Source organism: Asanoa iriomotensis, from assembly GCF_016862515.1.
Classification (GTDB): Bacteria; Actinomycetota; Actinomycetes; order Mycobacteriales; family Micromonosporaceae; genus Asanoa; species Asanoa iriomotensis.
Genome location: NZ_BONC01000002.1, coordinates 170,703 through 190,578, shown reverse-complemented (window position 1 = coordinate 190,578; position 19,876 = coordinate 170,703). Strand labels below are relative to the sequence as shown.

17 protein-coding genes and 1 pseudogene are annotated in these 19,876 nt (G+C 71.1%); 10 read left to right on the top strand and 8 right to left on the bottom strand.

The annotated features are described in order from the left end of the window. Nucleotides 1–98: 98 nt before the first annotated feature. The 5 genes from Air01nite_RS02645 to Air01nite_RS02625 all read left to right on the top strand — a co-directional run bounded on the left by Air01nite_RS02645 (nt 99) and on the right by Air01nite_RS02625 (nt 4,639). Nucleotides 99–1,025: an ABC transporter permease gene (locus Air01nite_RS02645; RefSeq protein ID WP_203700142.1), complete on the top strand. Its 927-nt coding sequence runs from the start codon at nt 99–101 to the stop codon at nt 1,023–1,025. After that, the gene (locus Air01nite_RS02640; RefSeq protein ID WP_203700141.1) at nt 1,018–1,962 is read left to right on the top strand and encodes an ABC transporter permease; all 945 of its coding nucleotides are present in this window, start codon (nt 1,018–1,020) and stop codon (nt 1,960–1,962) included. The genes Air01nite_RS02645 and Air01nite_RS02640 overlap by 8 nt, the downstream gene beginning before the upstream one ends. Next, complete coding sequence (locus Air01nite_RS02635) at nt 1,959–3,155, top strand: ABC transporter ATP-binding protein (protein ID WP_203700140.1); 1,197 nt, start codon at nt 1,959–1,961, stop codon at nt 3,153–3,155. Before Air01nite_RS02640 ends, Air01nite_RS02635 begins: the two co-directional genes overlap by 4 nt. Then, a complete protein-coding gene (locus Air01nite_RS02630; RefSeq protein WP_203700139.1) occupies nt 3,148–4,149 on the top strand; it encodes an ABC transporter ATP-binding protein in 1,002 nt (333 codons plus the stop codon). Before Air01nite_RS02635 ends, Air01nite_RS02630 begins: the two co-directional genes overlap by 8 nt. 64 nt (nt 4,150–4,213) lie before the next feature. Then, nucleotides 4,214–4,639, top strand: a complete 426-nt coding sequence (locus tag Air01nite_RS02625) for a hypothetical protein (RefSeq protein ID WP_203700138.1) — start codon at nt 4,214–4,216, stop codon at nt 4,637–4,639. On the opposite strand, the gene purH is transcribed toward Air01nite_RS02625, so the two are convergent. Then, the gene (gene purH / locus Air01nite_RS02620) at nt 4,636–6,192 is read right to left on the bottom strand and encodes a bifunctional phosphoribosylaminoimidazolecarboxamide formyltransferase/IMP cyclohydrolase (RefSeq protein WP_203700137.1); all 1,557 of its coding nucleotides are present in this window, start codon (nt 6,190–6,192) and stop codon (nt 4,636–4,638) included. The genes Air01nite_RS02625 and purH overlap by 4 nt on opposite strands. Then, a complete protein-coding gene (purN, locus tag Air01nite_RS02615) occupies nt 6,189–6,806 on the bottom strand; it encodes a phosphoribosylglycinamide formyltransferase (RefSeq protein WP_203700136.1) in 618 nt (205 codons plus the stop codon). The genes purH and purN overlap by 4 nt, the downstream gene beginning before the upstream one ends. 101 nt (nt 6,807–6,907) lie before the next feature. Between purN and Air01nite_RS02610 the strand changes: the two genes are divergently transcribed. After that, the gene (locus Air01nite_RS02610) at nt 6,908–7,222 is read left to right on the top strand and encodes a hypothetical protein (RefSeq protein WP_203700135.1); all 315 of its coding nucleotides are present in this window, start codon (nt 6,908–6,910) and stop codon (nt 7,220–7,222) included. A 37-nt stretch (nt 7,223–7,259) separates the two neighbouring features. Here Air01nite_RS02610 and Air01nite_RS02605 read toward each other — a convergent pair whose 3' ends face one another. Further along, the gene (locus Air01nite_RS02605; protein ID WP_203700134.1) at nt 7,260–8,732 is read right to left on the bottom strand and encodes a cell division protein PerM; all 1,473 of its coding nucleotides are present in this window, start codon (nt 8,730–8,732) and stop codon (nt 7,260–7,262) included. Between the two features lie 606 nt (nt 8,733–9,338). Between Air01nite_RS02605 and Air01nite_RS02600 the strand changes: the two are divergent. After that, nucleotides 9,339–9,560 (top strand): annotated as a pseudogene (locus Air01nite_RS02600) (DUF4190 domain-containing protein); the annotation flags it as partial. 53 nt (nt 9,561–9,613) lie between these two features. Here the strand turns inward: Air01nite_RS02600 and sucD are convergent. From sucD to icmB, 3 genes are all read right to left on the bottom strand, one after another. Beyond that, on the bottom strand, nt 9,614–10,501 hold the full coding sequence (gene sucD / locus Air01nite_RS02595; protein ID WP_203700133.1) for a succinate--CoA ligase subunit alpha: 888 nt from the start codon (nt 10,499–10,501) through the stop codon (nt 9,614–9,616). A gap of 3 nt (nt 10,502–10,504) precedes the next feature. Further along, a complete protein-coding gene (gene sucC / locus Air01nite_RS02590) occupies nt 10,505–11,683 on the bottom strand; it encodes an ADP-forming succinate--CoA ligase subunit beta (RefSeq protein WP_203700241.1) in 1,179 nt (392 codons plus the stop codon). A 350-nt stretch (nt 11,684–12,033) separates the two neighbouring features. After that, entirely contained in the window at nt 12,034–12,438 is a 405-nt protein-coding gene (gene icmB, locus Air01nite_RS02585) for a coenzyme B12-dependent isobutyryl CoA mutase small subunit (protein ID WP_203700132.1), read from the bottom strand. A gap of 348 nt (nt 12,439–12,786) precedes the next feature. Here icmB and Air01nite_RS02580 point away from each other — a divergent pair, with 348 nt between their 5' ends. Next, the gene (locus Air01nite_RS02580) at nt 12,787–13,497 is read left to right on the top strand and encodes a M23 family metallopeptidase (protein ID WP_203700131.1); all 711 of its coding nucleotides are present in this window, start codon (nt 12,787–12,789) and stop codon (nt 13,495–13,497) included. A gap of 385 nt (nt 13,498–13,882) precedes the next feature. Continuing rightward, entirely contained in the window at nt 13,883–14,653 is a 771-nt protein-coding gene (locus Air01nite_RS02575) for a M23 family metallopeptidase (RefSeq protein ID WP_239090449.1), read from the top strand. A 193-nt stretch (nt 14,654–14,846) separates the two neighbouring features. On the opposite strand, the gene Air01nite_RS02570 is transcribed toward Air01nite_RS02575, so the two are convergent. Both Air01nite_RS02570 and pcrA read right to left on the bottom strand, forming a co-directional pair. After that, nucleotides 14,847–15,110 carry a hypothetical protein gene (locus tag Air01nite_RS02570; protein ID WP_203700130.1) on the bottom strand — a complete coding sequence of 88 codons (264 nt, stop codon included), beginning with the start codon at nt 15,108–15,110 and terminating at the stop codon, nt 14,847–14,849. A gap of 134 nt (nt 15,111–15,244) precedes the next feature. Then, nucleotides 15,245–17,653: a DNA helicase PcrA gene (gene pcrA / locus Air01nite_RS02565; protein WP_203700129.1), complete on the bottom strand. Its 2,409-nt coding sequence runs from the start codon at nt 17,651–17,653 to the stop codon at nt 15,245–15,247. Between the two features lie 194 nt (nt 17,654–17,847). Here pcrA and Air01nite_RS02560 point away from each other — a divergent pair, with 194 nt between their 5' ends. Continuing rightward, entirely contained in the window at nt 17,848–19,680 is a 1,833-nt protein-coding gene (locus Air01nite_RS02560) for a bifunctional metallophosphatase/5'-nucleotidase (RefSeq protein ID WP_203700128.1), read from the top strand. The last annotated feature ends 196 nt before the right edge of the window (nt 19,681–19,876 follow it).

Genomic DNA, 19,876 nt, shown 5'->3' with positions numbered 1-19,876 from the left:
CGCGACCGCCGGTTCCGCACGGTACCGGCGGTCGCGGCCCATCCGGGGACGCGAGGTAAGTTCATCCCCCTGACCCCGGCGCACAGAGACTGGCACGCATGGCTCGCTACATCATCAGGCGTCTCCTCCAGATGGTCGTCACCTTCATCGGGACGACCTTCGTGGTGTATGCGCTGATGTTCGCGAACCAGAACGACCCCCTCCAGGCGCTCGCGGGCGACCGGCCGGTCAGCGACAACGTCCGGCAGGTGCTGACCGAGCAGTACCACCTCAACGAGCCGTTCCTGGTGCAGTACGGCTACTACATGCAGGGCCTGCTCACCGGCGACCTCGGGCGGACGCTCACCGGCCGGCCGATCGGCGACGTGATGTCCGACGCCTGGCCCAACACGATCAAGCTGGCCCTGCTCGCGCTCTTCTTCGCCACGCTGTTCGGCATCACCGCCGGCCTGGTCGCCGGCCTGCGCCGCGGCAGCATCTTCGACAACACCACGCTGGCGCTCACGCTCGTGGTCGTCGGCCTGCCGATCATCGTGCTGGCCCCGATCGCCCAGCTCGTCTTCGGCGTCAAGCTGGGCTGGTTCCCCACCACCGCGGGCGCCCGGCCGAGCCTCTACGGGCTGATCCTGCCCGCGCTGGTGCTCGGCGCCGCGTCGACGGCGACCATGATGCGGCTGACCCGCGCCTCCGTGGCCGAGAACGTGCGCGCCGACTACGTGCGCACCGCGCGCGCCAAGGGGCTCTCCGCCCGCCGCGTGGTCGCCGTGCACGTGCTGCGCAACTCGCTGATCCCGGTGATCACGCTGATCGGCGTCGACCTCGGCACGCTGATGGCCGGCGCGATCGTCACCGAGGGCGTGTTCAACATTCCCGGGGTCGGCTCCAAGCTCCTGCTCGGCATCCAGACCGAGGACGGCCCGCTGGTGGTGGGCTTCGTCAGCGTGCTGGTCATCGTCTTCCTGGTCACGAACCTGCTCGTCGACCTGCTCTACGCCGTACTCGACCCGAGGATCCGGTATGAGTGACCTCGAGATGGCGGCGACGACCGAGCTCGGCACCCACGCGGCGGACACCCCGCCGGCCGGCGCGACGCCGCCACCCAAGACCCGCAGCCTGGCCGCGGACGCCTGGTACGACCTGCGCCGCAACTGGATCTTCTGGGTGGCGGCCGCCCTGGTCGTGCTGGTGATCCTGATGGCGGTCGTGCCCGGCCTGTTCAGCGGGGCCGACCCGACCGCCTGCAACACCCGCCGGCAGTTCGCCGGCCCGTCCGGCGGCGCGATCCTCGGCTACGACTTCCAGGGCTGCGACGTCTTCTCGCGCACCGTGCACGGCGCCCGCGCCTCGGTGCTGGTCGGCCTGTTCGCCGTGCTCCTGACCGGGGTGATCGGCCTGGTCTTCGGCATGCTGGCCGGCTACTTCGGCGGCTGGCTCGACGCGCTGCTCTCCCGGGTGGTCGACGTCGTGCTCGGCATCCCGCTGCTGCTCGCCGCCATCGTGCTGAGCAAGCGGCTCGCCGCCGACCGGCAGGGCTCCGGCATCGCGACCGTGGTCATCGTGCTCGGCATCCTCGGTTGGACCACGGCGGCCCGGGTCATGCGCTCGTCGGTGCTGACCGCGCGCAGCCAGGACTACGTGGCCGCGGCCCGGATGCTCGGCGCCGGGCCTCTGCGGATCATGTGGCGGCACATCCTGCCGAACGCCCTCGCGCCGTTCATCGTCGTGCTGACCATCACGCTCGGCACGTTCATCGCCACCGAGGCCACGCTCTCGTTCCTCAACATCGGCCTGCGCCCGCCGGCCATCTCCTGGGGCATCGACATCGCCACGGCCGGCAAGCACGTCCGCGAGGCGGCCATGCCCCTGATCGCACCCTCGCTGTTCCTCACCCTGACGGTGCTCGCGTTCATCATGCTGGGCGACGCCATCCGGGACGCCTTCGACCCGAAGCTGCGCCGATGACCTACCAGTACCCGTCCCACGGCCAGGGCCAGGGCTACGGCCAGGGCTCCGGCCAGGGCCAGAGCTACGGCCACGGCTACCCCGACTCGCCGACGGCGCCCGTGGTCGCCGGCTGGAACGACGACCGCACGGGCTGGGACACGCCGACCGCCGCCTGGTCCACGCCGCCGACCCGGGCCCGGGTGGAGCGGCCGAGGTCCGGCGAGCACCTGCTGGACGTGCGCGACCTGTGGATCGAGTTCGCCACCAGGGACGGCGTGGCGCGGGTGGTCAACGGCGTGTCCTTCCACGTCGACCCCGGCGAGACGCTGGCCATCCTCGGCGAGTCCGGCTCCGGGAAGTCGGTCACCGCGCAGGCCGTGCTGGGCATCCTGGACACTCCCCCGGCCGTGGTCCGCAGCGGTCAGGCGCTCTTCAGCGGCGAGGACCTGCTGACCATGACGCCGGAACGCCGCCGGCAGGTGCGCGGCCAGGAGATCGCGATGGTCTTCCAGGACGCGCTGTCGGCGCTCAACCCGGTCTACCCGGTCGGCTGGCAGATCACCGAGGCGCTGCGCTCGCGGCGTGGGGTCAGCAAGGCCGAGGCCCGCCGCCGGGCGGTCGAGATGATGGATCTCGTGCAGATCCCCGCCGCCGCGCAGCGGATCGACGACTACCCGCACCAGTTCTCGGGCGGCATGCGGCAGCGCGTGATGATCGCGATGGCGCTGGCGATGCGGCCGAAGGTGCTGATCGCCGACGAGCCGACCACCGCCCTGGACGTGACGGTGCAGGCCCAGATCATGGACCTGCTCGCGACGCTGCGGGCCGAGTTGGAGATGGCGCTCATCCTGATCACGCACGACCTGGGCGTGGTCGCCGACGTCGCGGACCGGATCACGGTGATGTACGCCGGGCGGGTCGTCGAACACGCCGACGTGCACACGTTGTACGGCGCGCCGGCCCACCCGTACACCCGTGGCCTGCTCGCCTCCGTGCCCCGGCTGGAGCGGCGCGGCCAAGGGCTGCACTCGATCAGCGGCACCCCGCCCAACCCGGTGGCCATTCCAGCCGGGTGCGCGTTCCACCCGCGCTGCCCGTACGCGCAGCAGATGTGCCGGATGACCGAGCCGACGCTGCTCCGGATCGGCCGCCTGGACCGGGCGAGCGCCTGCCACTTCCCGCCGGAGGCGCTCGATGCCCGTCATGCCTGAGCCGATCCTGCGGGTCGAGAACGCGGTCAAGCACTTCCCCATCACCCGCGGCGTCGTGGTGCCCCGGAAGATCGGCGCGGTCAAAGCGGTCGACGGTGTCAGCTTCGACCTGCGCCCGGGCGAGACGCTCGGACTGGTCGGCGAGTCCGGCTGCGGCAAGTCCACCCTGGCCAAGCTGCTGATGCGGCTGGAGTCACCGACCGCCGGCCGGGCCTTCCTCAAGGGGCACGACCTCTTCCGGATGCGCGCCGGCGACCTGCGGCGGCTGCGACGCAGCATGCAGATGGTCATGCAGGACCCCTACACGTCGCTGAACCCGCGGATGACGGTCGCCGACATCGTCGGAGAGCCCTTCGAGATCCACCCGGACGCCGCCCCGCCGGGCAACCGCGACCGGGCGGTCCGGGAGCTGCTGGAGCAGGTGGGCCTGTCGCCCGAGCACGCCAACCGCTATCCGCACCAGTTCTCCGGCGGCCAACGCCAGCGCATCGGCATAGCCCGCGCGCTCGCGCTGCGCCCCGAGGTGATCATCTGCGACGAGCCGGTGTCGGCACTCGACGTGTCGGTGCAGGCCCAGGTGGTCAACCTCCTGGAGCGCCTGCAGGACGAGCTCGGGCTGGCGTACATCTTCATCGCGCACGACCTGTCGGTGGTCCGGCACATCAGCGACCGGATCGCGGTGATGTACCTCGGCCGGATCGTCGAGACCGGCACGGCGGACCAGGTCTACCTGCGCCCGACCCACCCGTACACCCAGGCGCTGCTGTCGGCGGTGCCGGTGCCGGACCCGACGGCCCGGGCGCGCCGCCAGATCATCCGCCTGTCCGGCGACGTGCCGTCACCCGCCGACCCGCCGAGCGGCTGCCGCTTCCGCACGCGCTGCTGGAAGGCCCAGCCGCGGTGCGCGAGCGAGGAACCCCCACTGTCGCAGCGCGCCGTCGACCCACACCCGTCCGCCTGCCACTACGCGGAACTGCACCAGGTCATCGCCTGACGCCCGCCGATCTCGCGGGAACCCGGGACCGGCGTCGCGGCTCTGCTCCTACATGGTCATGAGTGTGCGGCGTCCCGGTGTGGTGCTGGCCTGTCTGCTGCTGGTGCTGGCGGGCGGCTGTTCGGGGGACCGGGACGCCGACGTCACACCACCCTGTGGCACGCCGGTCAACATGGAGATGCAGGGCACCGGGTCGCTGTGGGCGCTGTTCTTCCCCACCGAAGGGCAGACCGCACCGGTCATGTCCGGGAAAGAGACGAAGATCGTCTGGAAGATCGGCGGGTCCGGCGACTTCACCGTGAGCGCCACCGGCCCCGACGCCACCCCGGCCACGCTGGTCTGGGGGCCCACCGGCCACGGTGCGAGCAGTTGGGAAAGGCCCGGCACCGAGTACGGCACCGGGTTCCTCTTTCCCAAGGCCGGCTGCTGGACGTTCACCGCGCAACGCGCCAGCGGCGAGCAAGGCGAGCTGCGGCTGACCGTCGCTTAGTGGTAGAAGTGCCGGGCTCCGGTGAAGTACATCGTGACCCCGGCCGCGTTGGCCGCCGTGACCACTTCCTCGTCGCGGACCGAGCCGCCCGGCTGGACCACCGCGCGGACGCCCGCGTCGGCCAGGATCTGGAAGCCGTCGGCGAACGGGAAGAACGCGTCCGAGGCGGCGACCGCGCCCTTGGCCCGCTCGGCGCCGGCCCGCGACACCGCCAGGCGCGCGGAGTCGACCCGGTTGACCTGGCCCATGCCGACGCCCACCGAGGCGCCGTCGTGCGCGAGCAGGATCGCGTTGGACTTCACCGACCGCACCGCCCGCCAGGCGAACGCCAGGTCGGCCAGCTCGTCGTCACTGACCGGCGCGCCGGCCGCGAGCCGCCACGCCGCCGGGTCGTCGCCGGGCGCGTCGATCGCGTCGCGCATCTGCACGAGCACGCCGCCGGTGATCGGGCGCCACTCGGCCGGCAGCGGCGCGAACGCCGGCGCCTTGAGCAGCCGGAGGCCCTTCCGGCGGGACAGCACCTCCACCGTGCCGTCCGCGAAGCTCGGCGCGACCAGCACCTCGGTGAAGATCTCCGCGACCTGCTCCGCCATCTCGAGGCTGACCTCGCGGTTGACCGCGATCACGCCGCCGTACGCCGAGACCGGGTCGCAGGCGTGCGCCTTGCGGTGCGCCTCGGCCACGTCGTCGCCGACCGCGATGCCGCACGGGTTCGCGTGCTTGATGATCGCGACCGCGGGCGCGTCGAAGTCGTGCGCCGAGCGCCAGGCGGCGTCCGCGTCGACGTAGTTGTTGTAGGACATCTCCTTGCCGTGCAGCTGCTCGGCCTGGGCGAGGCCGGCCGGCGCCGCCGGGTTGGTGTAGAGCGCCGCCTGCTGGTGCGGGTTCTCGCCGTACCGCAGCGGCGTCTCTACGTGCAGCGTGAGCCCCGCGAAGGTCGGCCACTCCGCGGGCGCCACCGTCGTCGCGAAGAACTCGGCGACCGCCACGTCGTAGTCGGCGATGTCGGCGAACGCCCTGGCGGCCAACCCGCGCCGCTGCTCCAGGGTGAAACCGCCGTCGGACAGAGCGGAGAGCACCATCGGGTACGCCGACGGCGAGGTCACCACGGCCACCGAGGCGTGGTTCTTGGCGGCCGCGCGGACCATGGCCGGGCCGCCGATGTCGATCTGCTCGACGCACTCGTCCACGGACGCGCCCGAGGCGACGGTCTCCTGGAACGGGTACAGGTTGGACACCAGCAGCTCGAACGGCGCGATGTCCAGGTCGGCGAGCTGGCTCACGTGGGTGTCGAGCCGGGTGTCGGCGAGCAGGCCCGCGTGCACCCGCGGGTGCAGGGTCTTCACCCGGCCGTCGAGCACCTCGGGGAAGCCGGTCAGGTCCTCCACCTTGGTCACCGGCACACCCGCGGCCGCGATCGCCGCGGCCGTCGAGCCCGTGGACACGATCTCCACACCGCCGGCATGCAGGGCGGTCGCGAGCTCGGCCAGCCCGGTCTTGTCGTACACGCTGACCAGGGCGCGCCGCAGCGGCCGCCGGGCGTCGTCGTTCATGGGATGGTGACCTTCCTTCCGGTGATGGTCCAGCCCTCGCGGACCAGGCGGCCGACGTTGTCGACGAGCTGCCTGCGCTCGGCGACCTTGATCCGCTCGGTGAGCGTCTCCTCGGTGTCGTCGTCCAGCACCGGCACCGCCACCTGGGCGACGATCGGTCCTGTGTCGACACCCGCGTCGACGAAGAACAGCGTCGCGCCGGCCAGCTTGACCCCGTAGGCCAGGGCGTCGCGCGGGCCGTGGATGCCCGGGAACGCCGGCAGCAGCGCGTTGTGCGTGTTGAGATAGCGATCGCCGAACGCGTCGAGGAACCGCGCGCCGACCAGCTTGAGGAAACCGGCCGAGATGACCAGGTCGGGCTGGTGCGCGGCGACCCGCTCGGTCAACGCGGCGTCCCAGGCCTCGCGCGTCGGATGGTCCTTCACCCGTGCGACGAAGGTCGGCAGGCCGGCGGCGGTGGCCCGGTCGAGGCCCGCGATGCCGTCGCGGTCGGCGCCGACGGCGACCACCGTCGCGCCGTAACCGGGATCGGCGGCGGCGTCGAGCAGAGCGGCCAGATTGCTGCCGGAGCCGGAGATCAGGACCACGAGGCGAGCGGACGCGGGCACGTACATAGACACTACCGGCCTGGTCGGGCACGCCTCGCGACCGGTCTTGACGCAGTGATGATCTTCCAGGAATATCGGCAGGCTAACTAGCCTGGAGGGACATTCCCGTGACGAACCCATACCCGCCGCAGGGCTACGGCCCGCCGGCCCAGCCGCAGAACAACACGCTGGGCCTGCTGGCGATGATCATCGGCATCCTGTCGATCCCGGGCGCGTGCTGCCGCGGCGTCGGTGGCATCGTGCTCGGCGCCGCCGCGATCGTGCTCGGTTACCTGGGCAAGCAAAAGGTGGCGCAGGGGCTGGCCAACAACGGCAGCCAGGCTCAGGCCGGCTTCATCTGCGGCATCGTCGGCGCCGGCCTCGGTCTGCTGATCCTGATCCTGGCCGTCCTGCTCAGCGTCGTCGACCTGCCCGGCAACTGATCCGTCCCGGCCCTCGCCGCACAGGTCCGGATAGGACCTACGGGCCGGCGAGGGCCCGGGTCGCCGCGGCGCCGACGGTGGCGCCGACGGTAACCACGAGCGCGCCCGCGAGGGCCACCTGCCACGGCACCGGGCCCATCTCGGCCAGCCTCGGCCCGCCGACCGGCCCCCGGGAGCACAGCGCCGCCGCACCGAGCAGCAGGCCAGCCACCGGCCCGCCGACCGCGGCGGCGCCGACCAGCGAACCCCACGAGCGGTGCCGGCCGTGTGCGTCACCGGCGCGCAGCCGAAGCACTCGGCGGGCCAGCAGCCACCCGGCGATCATGCCGGCCACCAGCGGGATCGCGAGCAACAGCGCGCCCAGGCCACCGACCGGGCCGTCGGGTATGCCGGCGACCAGCGGCAGTGGCAGCAGCGTGCCGACGTCGACCTCAGTGGTGCGCACGGTGGTGTCGACACCCACCGCGAAACCAGGGCCCAACAGGTAAGCGGTCGCCCAGATCGCGGCGTTCGGCGCGTACGCGAGGCAGATCAGCGTGATGCCCACCTGCCCGGCGACCCCGGTGTGATAGGCGCCGAGCACGTCACCCGCCTCACCGCCGCTGAGCGCCACGGACAGCCCGGCCACCGCCGCACCCGTGCCCAGCACCAGCACCGCGCCGACCACGCCGGTGCGGATCCCGTCGCGCAGCACCGGCGGCATGCGCACGGCGGTGACCCGCAGGGCTCCGGTCACCCGCAACGCGCCGACCAGCGCCGCCAGCGTGCCGAAGACGAGCAGTTGCAGGAACGCCCGCAGCGCGGAGACCTCGAGGCCGGGCTTGGCGGCGAGCAGCGCCGCGGCCGCACCGACCACGGCGTAGCCGAGCCCGACGGTGCCGGCCACCTTGGCCGCCTCAACCGGGTTCCCGCGGTGGGCGATGCCGTAGGCCCGGCTGGTGTGCACGCCGGCGCGGCTGACCCGCCAGGCCGCGAACACGCCGACCGCGAGCGGGGCCAGGCCGAGCGGGCCGAGCGACGTGCCCAGCGGCACGCCGTGTGCGAGCAGCCAGCCGGCGAGGCCGGCCCGGGTGGCGCCGCCGAGTTGGCCGGCCCCTTCGGTGAGCTGGGCGAGGGTGAGCGCGACCGCCACCGGCAGGAACGAGAAGCAGGCCGCGAACAGCGCGGCGACCGGGCCGGCGACGAGCAGGGGCGCGCGGTTGCCGGGTGGTGCCGGGCGCTGGCGGGGCAGCCGGACCGTCGGGCGGTTGCCGACGTCGATGCGTTCGGTGGTGCGCTCCCCGACGGCGATCCGCTCGGTGGGGCGTTGGCCGGCGTCGTCGGGCTCCTCGGGCTCGGGTTCCGGCTCCGGCTCCGGCGGGGGCTCCCGCGGCACCGGCGGGTCGTCGTGGCGTGGGAGGTCGAGGCCGATCGCCTGCTCGTCCGTGCCCATGCCGGGGATGGGGCCCGTGGGCGGGTCCCGTCGGTCGTCGGCGGCCGGGGACTGGCCGTCGGGGTTCGGACTGCGCATCGCCGACTACTTTTTCACGCCGGCACCACGGGTCCCGCGCGACACAACGGACGTCGATCATCGAGTAAACCGGCAAAGGCGGACAAGCTTCGTAAAGTCGGAGATAACATACGGCGAACGTTGTGATCGGCCCGAATGACCGGGAGGCGCCGCATGACCGCCGAATATCCGCCCCGCGGGCAGGATCCGGACGAGCCGCATCGACCTGCCGGCCCGCCGCCGGGCGGCGCGGCGCCCGAACCCACTTTCGGACCACCCGGGTCACCGACGGGCCCGTCCTATCCGCCCGGCGGTCCGGTGACCCCCGGCGCCAACCCGGACCCACCGGGCTACCAGCCGCCGGCCGGCCAACCCGGCCAAGGGGCCGGTTACCCGACGCCGCCACCGGGTCAGGAGCCGCCGCCGTACGGACAGCCGCCGGGATACGGGCCGCCGCCGGGCGGATACCCGCCGGGGCAGGAACCGCCGCCCGGGTATCCGCCGCCGGGCTATCCGCCGCCGGGTTACCCGCCGCAGGGCGGCGGGCCGGGCGGACCCGGCGGCCCGGGTGGACCAGGCGGCCCAGGTGGGCGCTATCCGTGGGGGCGGGGCTCCGGCTGGGGCGCGCAGGACCACACGACGCTCTGGGGCGTCCTCGGCATCGTGATCGGCCTGATCTGCTGCGGCGTGCTCGGCATCCTCTTCGGCGTCCTGTCGCTGCGGGACGCGCGCCGGTTCGGCAAGTCGCAACTCCTGGGCTGGCTGGCGATCGCGCTAAGCGTGATCAACATCGTGGCCAGCCTGGTACTCAACTTCACCCGCCAGTACCCGGGCGTCTATTACCACTGAATGGAAACGGGGTACGGCGACGCGCGCCGTACCCCGTACCCGATGAAATGCCGTTATCGGCTCTGGATGATCTCGCGCATCAGGCGCGCGGTCTCGCTCGGCGTCTTGCCGACCCGCACGCCGGCCGCCTCCAGCGCCACCTTCTTCGCGTCGGCCGTGCCGGCCGAGCCCGAGATGATCGCGCCCGCATGCCCCATGGTCTTGCCGGGCGGCGCGGTGAAGCCCGCGATGTAGGCGACCACCGGCTTGGTCACGTGCTCCTTGATGAACGCCGCCGCGCGCTCCTCGGCGTCGCCGCCGATCTCGCCGATCATGACGATCGCGTCGGTGTCGGGGTCGTCCTGGAACGCGGCCAGCGCGTCGATGTGGGTCGTGCCGATCACCGGGTCACCGCCGATGCCGACGCTGGTCGAGAAGCCGATGTCGCGCAGCTCGTACATCAGCTGGTAGGTCAGCGTGCCGCTCTTGCTGACCAGGCCGATGCGGCCGGCGGGGGTGATGTCGGCGGGGATGATGCCCGCGTTCGACGCACCCGGCGACGCGATGCCCGGGCAGTTCGGCCCGATGATCCGCGTCTGCTGGCCCTTCTCGACGTTGTAGGCCCAGAACGCGGCGGTGTCGTGCACCGGCACGCCCTCGGTGATCACCACGGCCAGCGGGATCTCGGCGTCGATCGCCTCGACCACGGCGGCCTTGGTGAACTGCGGCGGCACGAAGATGACGGAGACGTCAGCCCCGGTCTCCTTCATCGCGTCGGCGACCGACGCGAACACCGGCAGCGCCGTGCCGTCGAAGTCGACGGTCTGGCCCGCCTTGCGCGGGTTGACGCCGCCCACGACGTGGGTGCCGGCGGCCAGCATCCGGCGGGTGTGCTTGGAACCCTCCGAGCCGGTCATGCCCTGAACGATGACCTTGGAGTCCTTGGTCAGCCAGATCGCCATGTCTCAGACCCCCGCAGCCGCGAGCTCGGCGGCACGCTGCGCCGCACCGTCCATCGTGTCCACCCGCTCGACGAGCGGGTTCGCCGCGCCGTCGAGAATCGCCCGACCGGCCTCGGCGTTGTTGCCGTCCAGCCGGACGACCAGCGGCTTGGTGACCGCCTCGCCGCGCTGCTCGAGCAGCGCCAGCGCCTGGATGATGCCGTTGGCGACCTCGTCGCAAGCGGTGATGCCGCCGAAGACGTTGACGAACACGCTCTTGACGCTCGGGTCGGAGAGCACGATCTCGAGGCCGTTGGCCATGACCGCCGCGCTCGCGCCGCCGCCGATGTCGAGGAAGTTGGCCGGCTTGACGCCGCCGTGCGACTCGCCCGCGTACGCGACGACGTCGAGCGTCGACATGACCAGGCCCGCGCCGTTGCCGATGATCCCGACCTCGCCGTCGAGCTTGACGTAGTTGAGGTCCTTCTCCTTGGCGGCCCGCTCCAGCGGGTCGACCGCGCTCTGGTCGACCAGCGCCTCGTGGTCGGGGTGCCGGAAGCCGGCGTTCTCGTCGAGCGTGACCTTGGCGTCGAGGCACAGCACGCGGCCGCCGGCCACCTTGGCGAGGGGGTTGACCTCGACCAGCGTGGCGTCCTCGGCGACGAACGCCCGCCACAGCTTGATCGCGATCTCGATGATCTCGTCGGCCACCTCGGCGGGGAACTGCGCCTTGGCGACGATCTCCTTCGCGGTCGCGACGTCGACGCCCTTGTTGGCGTCGATGGCGACCTTGGCGACCTTGTCGGGGGTCTGCGCGGCGACCTGCTCGATGTCCATGCCGCCGGCCACGCTCGCGATGCACAGGAACGTGCGGTTGGCGCGGTCCAGCAGGTAGGAGAAGTAGTATTCCTCGGTGATGTCGGCGGTCTCCGCCAGCATCACCTTGTGGACCGTATGGCCCTTGATGTCCATCCCGAGGATGTCGCTCGCCCGGGCATGCGTCTCCTCCGGCCCGTCGGCCAGCTTCACGCCGCCGGCCTTGCCGCGGCCACCGACCTTGACCTGGGCCTTCACGACCACGCGGCCACCGAGGCGCTCGGCGATCGCGCGGGCCTCCTCCGGGGTCTCGGCGACACCGCCGGCGAGCACGGGGAGCCCGTGCCGCTCGAAGAGATCGCGCCCCTGGTACTCGTACAGGTCCACGTCTACGCGTCCCGTCCTCATCCGGCCGGCGCACCGTTGCGCCGCGCCCATTCTGGTGTTTGAGGGGAGCCTATCCACGCGGGCGGAGTCGGCAACCCGGCTGGGTCGCGGGTGTGCGGCACTCCACAGGGTCGGGCTTCCCGGAAATTTCTGAGATGGCGCGTAACCGCCGGATAAGGGCGTCGTTGATGTGAGTGTCGGCACGCAAGCGACAAAGCCGACGAAGACGGCCGATGCCCTGTCGGTCGAGGGGTGGCGGCGGGGCATCGTGCATAGAGAGGCCGGGCGTGTGAGGGGTGCGTCCGGCCTCTCCCCTTTTCTGCTTTCTTACTAAAGCGCCTTTCGGCAGCTCAGCCGACAGGTTGCGCGACGTTTTCCCGAACCCAGTCGACGATGGTTTGGGTGGGTGCGCCCGGCGTGAAGATCTTCGCCACGCCCATCCGCTGCAATTCGGGAATGTCGGCTTCGGGAATGATGCCCCCGCCGAACACCACGATGTCGCCGGCGCCACGGGACTCGAGCAGTTCGAGGACGCGCTTGAACAGCGTCATGTGCGCGCCCGACAGCACAGACAGGCCGACCGCGTCCGCGTCCTCCTGGATGGCGGTCTCGACGATCTGCTCCGGTGTCTGGTGCAGACCCGTGTAGACGACCTCCATGCCGGCGTCGCGCAGCGCGCGCGCGACAATCTTGGCGCCCCGGTCGTGGCCGTCCAGGCCCGGCTTGGCGACCACAACCCGCACCCGTGCACTCATGCTCGTGCCTCCACATGGCTTCGTTGCCTGAACGAACGGTAACCCGGTCGGGCCCTTAGGGGCGACACCGGGTCCGGCGCGCCACATAACAATAAGTAATGCTCTATGTGACGGAGAGCTATTAACGAGGCTCCCCACAAAAGGTTACGAAATCAGGCATTCCACTGCGGGCGGTCGGACTTAATGTCCGCGAAACGCTTCTTCAGCTTGAGAGTCGCTTAAGGGTTGGCTACCGTGTCCCACGGCTGCCAATCCGATCCCCCCGGAAAGGCACTGCGGATCACCGGCGTTCACCCCCCGTGAGCAAACGCCGCGGCCGCCCCATTGTTCCGACAACGGAGGGTGTGCGTGCGCCAGCGCTTGTCGTCTGAGAAGGACCGCTATCGCGGCCGGCGACGCGTCCCTACCCCGCCCCGCAGTCGCTACGCGATCGTGGTCACCGGCGCGTTCGTCGGTGCCGGCGTGGTCGCCCTCGGCGCGAGCGCGATGCCCGACGCCAAGGCCGTCGACCCCCAGGTCCTCGACGCGCTGCACGGCAGCGCGGTCGACAACGCGCTGCAGGAGCGCGGGCAGAGCGCGGAGAAGGCGTCCCGGTCCGAGGACCGCTCCGCCGACAAGATGGAGACCTCGCTCGCCGAGCCCTCCGACATCTGGCAGCTCCCGCTCACCGGCTACACCTTCACCAACCCTTACGGCATGCAGGGCAAGCAACTGCACGCCGGCATCGACCTGGTCGCGCCCGAGGGCACCCCGTTCGCCGCGATGCACGCCGGTGTCGTCAAGGAAGCCGGCTGGATCGGTGGATACGGGATGGCCGTGATCATCGACCACGGCGACGGCACCGAGATCATTTATGGCCACGCCAGGCAGGTCTTCGTGCAGAAGGGCCAAGAGGTCAAGGCCGGCGACATGATCGGTCTGGTCGGCAGCACCGGGCACGCGTACGGGTCGCAGCTGTGCATCGAAACGCAGGTGGACGGCGAATCCACCGACCCGATCCCGTTCCTGAAGGAGCGCGATGTGGACATCCAGCTACAGGTCGCCTCAATCTACGGCTGAGTAGCGAGCCCTGCACGCAGGGCAGTGTCCGCTCGACCGCCCGTCGCACACGCGATGGGCGGTTTTTTGTCGCCCGTCGACCGGCAAAGTTTCCTACGCCACAGCGACCGATGTGACGGCCGCCACTCCCGAGGCTTGCGGGCGTACCGGGGTGTAGCGGGCCGAATCGGGACATAGCCGCCCTCACTCAGCGTGGTCATCGACACGGCATACGCCTAGCCGTCGCGGCGTTGAACACGGCTCGTACAACCATTTGCCGGTCCGTGCCGCACAACCACGGAGGTTCACCCTCGTGCATCCGAACTACCCGTACGACCAACAGCCCGAGCAGGAGTTTCACGCTCAGGACAGCGAGATCGAGCAGGCACCGCAGGGCCCGCTCGGCATCCGCGACCGCGTGCGCTCCTCGCTCGTAGGACGCGGTCGCGTGGTCGCGCTCGCCGCTGTCGGCCTGCTCGGCCTCGGTATCGCGGGTGGCGCCGTCGCTACTCTGGGTGACGACTCGACGTCACCCACCACCATCGCGGTGGCCGACCAGCAGGCCCGCATTGACGCCGCCAGCCGTGCCGACCGCGCCCTGCGCTCCCCCGTCGCCATCCCGACCGTCAACCCGACCACCGCGGCCGCCACCCCCACGGCCACGGAGAAGGCCGAGACGAAGTCGACCAAGAAGGCGGCTCCAGCGACGAAGAAGGCCACCCCCAAGGCCACCACCGCGAAGCCCAAGGCCGCCGGCCCGGTCATCTCGAAGGCCGGCTGGACCTCACCGATGCCAGGCTCCGAGATCACCTCGTGCTTCGGCATGCGCTGGGGAGTCCCCCATCAGGGCATAGACTTCGCGATGCCGGAGAACACCCCTGAGCGGGCCGCCGCGGCGGGCACCGTGATCGCCGCCGGCTGGGCGTACACCGGCTACGGCATCTCGGTGGTCATCGACCACGGCGACGGCTACTTCACCCACTACGCCCACCAGAACCGCACCGCGGTCGAGGTCGGCCAGCAGGTGAAGGCCGGACAGATCATCGGCTACGAAGGCTCCACCGGCGACTCGACCGGTCCGCACCTGCACTTCGAGGTGCACCAGGGCGCCATGTGGAACCAGATCGACCCCGCGCCGTTCCTGAAGGCGAAGGGCGTGCCGATCAACGGCTGCTGAGGCCGAGGCTTCCCCCACCCCCCGGAAACGATGGGTCCGGCTCCTTCGGGAGCCGGACCCATCGTCGTCTTCGCGCCCCAGGCGGGAGTCGAACCCGCTGATGGCCGCTTTAGAGGCGGCTGCCCGGCCGTTGGGCTTCTGGGGCTCGGGCACGGGGGCGAGCGTCCCGAGTGGGGCGCCCACCCCCGCCTGGTCAGGACGCCTGGGCGTCGGACTTGGTCGCGGCCTGGAACTCGGCGGGGCTCAGCGAGCGGCCGAGCTGGTCCAGCGTGCGGAGGACGAGCCGCTGGTTGACCACGCGCTGGTTCAGCAGGGTCAGGGCCGCGGCTTGCCGCCAGACCTTCTGCTGCAGCCAGCGGGTGGCCTGGGGCAGCTCACCGGCGAGCTGCGCCTTGAGCGCGTCCCGTTCGGCGCGGAGCTCGACGAGCTCCGCACGCAGATCGGTGGTCTGAGTCACTTCTTCTTCACCTCCCCTCTTCGTTCGAGGGAGAGGTGGAGGTGTCCGCCCGGCAGCACGAATGACCAGAAGCAGCCGTTGTCGGACCTAGTAGTGCGGCATGTCCAAAACGATAGCCGGTCGGGTCAAGAGCGCTAGAGCTTCTCGACGGGCGCGTGGCGCAGGACCAGCCACATGGTCTGGTCGCCGAAGTCGATCTGGGCCCGGGCGCTCGGCCCCTGACCCTCGACGGCCAGCACCCGGCCGAGGCCGTAGCGCTGGTGGTTGACCCGGTCCCCGACCGCGACCTTGGGCGCCGCCTGCTTGAGCTCGCTCGCCGTCGACAGCTTGCTGCCGTCGATCCCCAACCGGGCCGCCAGGGCCGCGGCCTTGGGCGTGCCCCCGGAGAAGCCACCGCCCCGCGCGGCGCCGCCGGCGGACCCGCCGGCACCGCGGTTGCCCACGCCGCCGCCCGTGCCGGACCACGACGTGTAGGCGCCCTCGGTGCGCTCCCAGCGGACCAGTTCCTCCGGCAGCTCCGCGACGAACCGCGACGTCGGGTTGTAGGAGGGCGCACCCCAGGCCGACCGCGTCACCGCCCGCGACAGGTAGAGCCGCTGGCGGGCGCGGGTGATGCCCACGTAGGCCAGGCGCCGCTCCTCCTCGAGCTCTGTGTTGTCGCCCAACGCGCGCATGTGCGGGAACACACCGTCCTCGAGCCCGGTCAGGAAGACGATCGGGAACTCCAGGCCCTTGGCCGTGTGCAGCGTCATCAGGGTGACCACGCCCTGGTGGTCGGGGTCGTCGGCGGGCACCTGGTCGGCGTCGGCGACCAGGGCCACCTGCTCCAGGAAGCCCGCCAGCGTCGCCCGCTCGTCGTTGCCCTCGACCCGCTCGGTGAACTCGCGGGCCACCGAGACCAGCTCCTGCAGGTTCTCCACCCGGCCGGCGTCCTGCGGGTCGGTGCTCTCCTCCAGCTCCGCGAGGTAGCCCGACCGGGTCAGGGCCGCCTCCAGGACCTCTTCGGGAGGCGACGTCTCCGAGAGCTCCCGCAGGCCGTCGAGCAGCGCCACGAAGTCGCCGATGCCGTTGACCGCCCGGGTGGAGATGCCGGGTGCCTCGCTCGCCCGCCGCAGGGCCGCGCCGAAGGAGACGCGTTCGCGGCTCGACAGCGCCTCGACCGCGCCCTCGGCCCGGTCGCCGATGCCGCGGCGCGGGGTGTTCATGACGCGGCGGATGCTGACCGTGTCGTCGTCGTTGACGATCGAGCGCAGGTAGGCGAGCGCGTCGCGGACCTCGCGCCGCTCGTAGAAGCGCACACCGCCGACCACCTTGTAGGGCAGGCCGACCCGGATGAACACCTCCTCGAACACCCGGGACTGCGCGTTGGTGCGGTAGAACACGGCGACGTCGCCCGGTCGCGCGCCGGCGTCGTCGGTGAGCCGGTCGATCTCGCGGGCCACCCAGTCGGCCTCGGCGTGCTCGGTGTCGGCGACGTAGCCGACGATGCTCTCGCCGGCGCCCTGGTCGCTCCACAGCCGCTTGGGCTTGCGCGACGGGTTGCGGCTGATCACCGCGTTGGCGGCGTTGAGGATCGTCTGGGTGGAGCGGTAGTTCTGCTCCAGCAGGATGGTCCGCGCGTCGGTGTAGTCGCGCTCGAACTCGAGGATGTTGCGGATCGTCGCGCCGCGGAAGGCGTAGATGGACTGGTCCGCGTCGCCCACCACGCACAGCTCGGCCGGCTCCAGACCCTCGGTGCCGGAGACCAGCTCCTTGATCAGCACGTACTGCGCGTGGTTGGTGTCCTGGTATTCGTCGACCAGCACGTGCCGGAAGCGGCGGCGGTAGGACTCGGCGACGTGTGGATGCGACTGGAACAGGTGCACCGTCGTCATGATCAGGTCGTCGAAGTCGAGCGCGTGCGCCTCCTTGAGGCGCCGCTGATAGAGGGTGTACGCCTCGGCGACCGCGCGCTCGATCGGGCCCTTGGCGCGCTCGGCGAAGGTCTCCTGGTCGACCAGCTCGTTCTTGAGGTTCGACACCTGCGCGGCCAGGCCGCGGGCCGGGTGGCGCTTGGGGTCGAGGTCGAGCTCCCGGGCGACGAGCTGCATCAGGCGCCGCGAGTCGTCGGCGTCGTAGATGGAGAACGTCGACTTGAGACCCGCGTGCTCGTGCTCGGCCCGCAGGATGCGCACGCACGCGGAGTGGAACGTCGACACCCACATCTGCCGGGCGCGGCCACCGACCAGCGCGGCGACCCGCTCCTTCATCTCACCGGCGGCCTTGTTGGTGAAGGTGATCGCGATGACCTGACCGGGGTGCACGTCGCGCGCGGCGAGCAGATAGGCGATCCGGTGGGTGAGCACCCGGGTCTTGCCCGAGCCCGCGCCGGCCACGATCAGCAGCGGCGAGCCGGCATGGGTCACCGCGTCGCGCTGTGGGCCGTTGAGGCCGGCGACCAGGGCGTCGGGGTCGAGCTTGGGCCGCCGGGGCCGGCTGTCGCCGTCGGCGGCGAGCACGGCCGGTCCGCTGTCTGAATTGGGGAGTTCGAAGAGAGCACGCATCGCACCGCGAAGTCTATTCCGACCGTCCGACAACTTCCGGCGGCGGTCGTGTGCCCGAACGGCCCGGTCAAACCCCTATCCGACACCCTGCCGTCATCGATGTGGGCCTGGTGTCTTGTCGCCCGAAAGTGAACGATGACCTCTGTCGCGTCTCCCCTTCCGGGTGACCCCCTATCGATCGCACAGGATGTGACATGCCGATCACGAGTCGACCAAGTCGGTTGCTGCGCTATCTCGCGGCACCGGCCCTCACCCTCGGGGTGATCGTCGCCCTGCCAGCGGCCGGCCCGTCCTCGACGGCCGCCGCCGCACCCGCGTTCCAGCCCGTTTCCGTGTCGTTCGGGCACTCGAACGGCGCCAAGCTGGCCCAGGGCAACCTCCTCGGGTTCAACGATTTCCACGGCTCCATCGACCCGCCCGCCGGTTCCGGCGCGGCCGTCAACGGAGTCCCGGCCGGTGGCTCCGAATACCTGACCACCACCGTCAAGCGGCTGCGGGCCGAGGCCAAGAGCGAGGGCCGCCTGTCCACCACGGTCGGCGCCGGCGACATGGTCGGCGCGACGCCGCTGGTCAGCGCCGCGTTCCACGACGAGCCGACGATCGAGATGCTCAACGTGCTGGGCATGGAGATCACCTCGGTCGGCAACCACGAGTTCGACGAGGGCACGGACGAGCTCAAGCGCCTCCAGTACGGCGGCTGCCACCCCGTCGACGGCTGCCAGGACGGCGACCCCTTCTACGGCGCCGACTTCACCTACCTCGCCGCCAACGTCGTCACCAAGCGGCTCAACCTGCCGCTGCTGCTGCCGTTCAACATCCGCATCGTCGACGGCGTGCCGGTCGGCTTCGTCGGCATGACGCTCGAGGGCACCCCCGGCATCGTCAACCCGGCCGGGATCCAGGACGTCAACTTCAAGGACGAGATCGAGACCGCCAACAAGTACGCGACGCTGCTGCGCCTGCTCGGCGTCAAGTCGATGGTGCTGCTGCTGCACGAGGGCGGCGGCCAGTCCGGCACGCAGCCGGTCGACGGCTGCAACAACTTCTCCGGGCCGATCGTCGACATCGTCAAGGGCCTGCGCCCCGAGTACGGCATCGTCGTCTCCGGCCACACCCACCGCTTCTACTCGTGCAGCCTGCCGAACTCCGCGGGCCAGAACGTCGTGGTCACCAGCGCCGGCACCAACGGTCAGCTGGTCACCGACATCGACTACACGCTCGACAAGAAGACCGGCAAGTTCGCCGCGATCACCGCCCGCAACGTGATCGCCGAGAACGGCGTCCGCAACGCGGACGGCACCTACCAGACCAACCCGGACGGCACCTTCGTCCGCAACGCCGCCCTGGTCGACCCGGCCGCGAAGAAGCTGGCCGACAAGTACCGCACCGCGGTCAGCCCGATCGCCAACCGGGTGGTCGGTGCCATCAGCGCCGACATCGTCCGTGACGTCCAGCCCAACCAGGAGAGCCCGCTCGGTGACGTGATCGCCGACGCGCAGCTCGCCTGGACCCAGGGCGACGGCGCGCAGATCGCCTTCATGAACCCCGGTGGCATCCGGGCCTCGCTCTCGTACGCCAACTCCCCCGGCGGCGAGGCGCCCGGCCAGGTCACCTACGGCGAGGCGTTCACCGTGCAGCCGTTCAACAACCTGGTCGTCACCCAGACCGTGACCGGCGCCCAGATCAAGAACGTGCTGGAGCAGCAGTTCGTCGGCTTCGGCGGGCAGACCACCCAGCGGGTGCTGCAGGTGTCGGCGGGCTTCACGTACACCTACAACACGACGCTGCCGGCGGGCGCGCGGGTCAGTGGGATCGCGCTGAACGGCACCCCGATCGACCCGGCCGCCAGCTACCGGCTCACCACCAACGACTTCCTCGCCAACGGTGGTGACGGCTTCACCAACCTCACCGCAGGCACCAACCGCACCACGGCGCCCGGTTTCGACGTCGACGCGCTGGTCGGCTACCTCGGTGCGAACGCACCGGTGGCGCCCGGCCCGGCCAACCGGATCACCCGGGTCAGCTGACCGGATGACGGTGGCGCCCGGGCCGTCCCGCTGTGCGGGATGGGTCGGGCGCCACACCCCGGGCAGCCTTGCGCGGGTTTGGCGGCCGCGGGCATACTTGGCCACGTGATCCAGCCGTCGCGATTTTACTTTTACTACGGCACCGGGAGTCCGGCAGCTGTAGGTCGCGCCTGAGCACAAGACCTGCGAGAAGCCC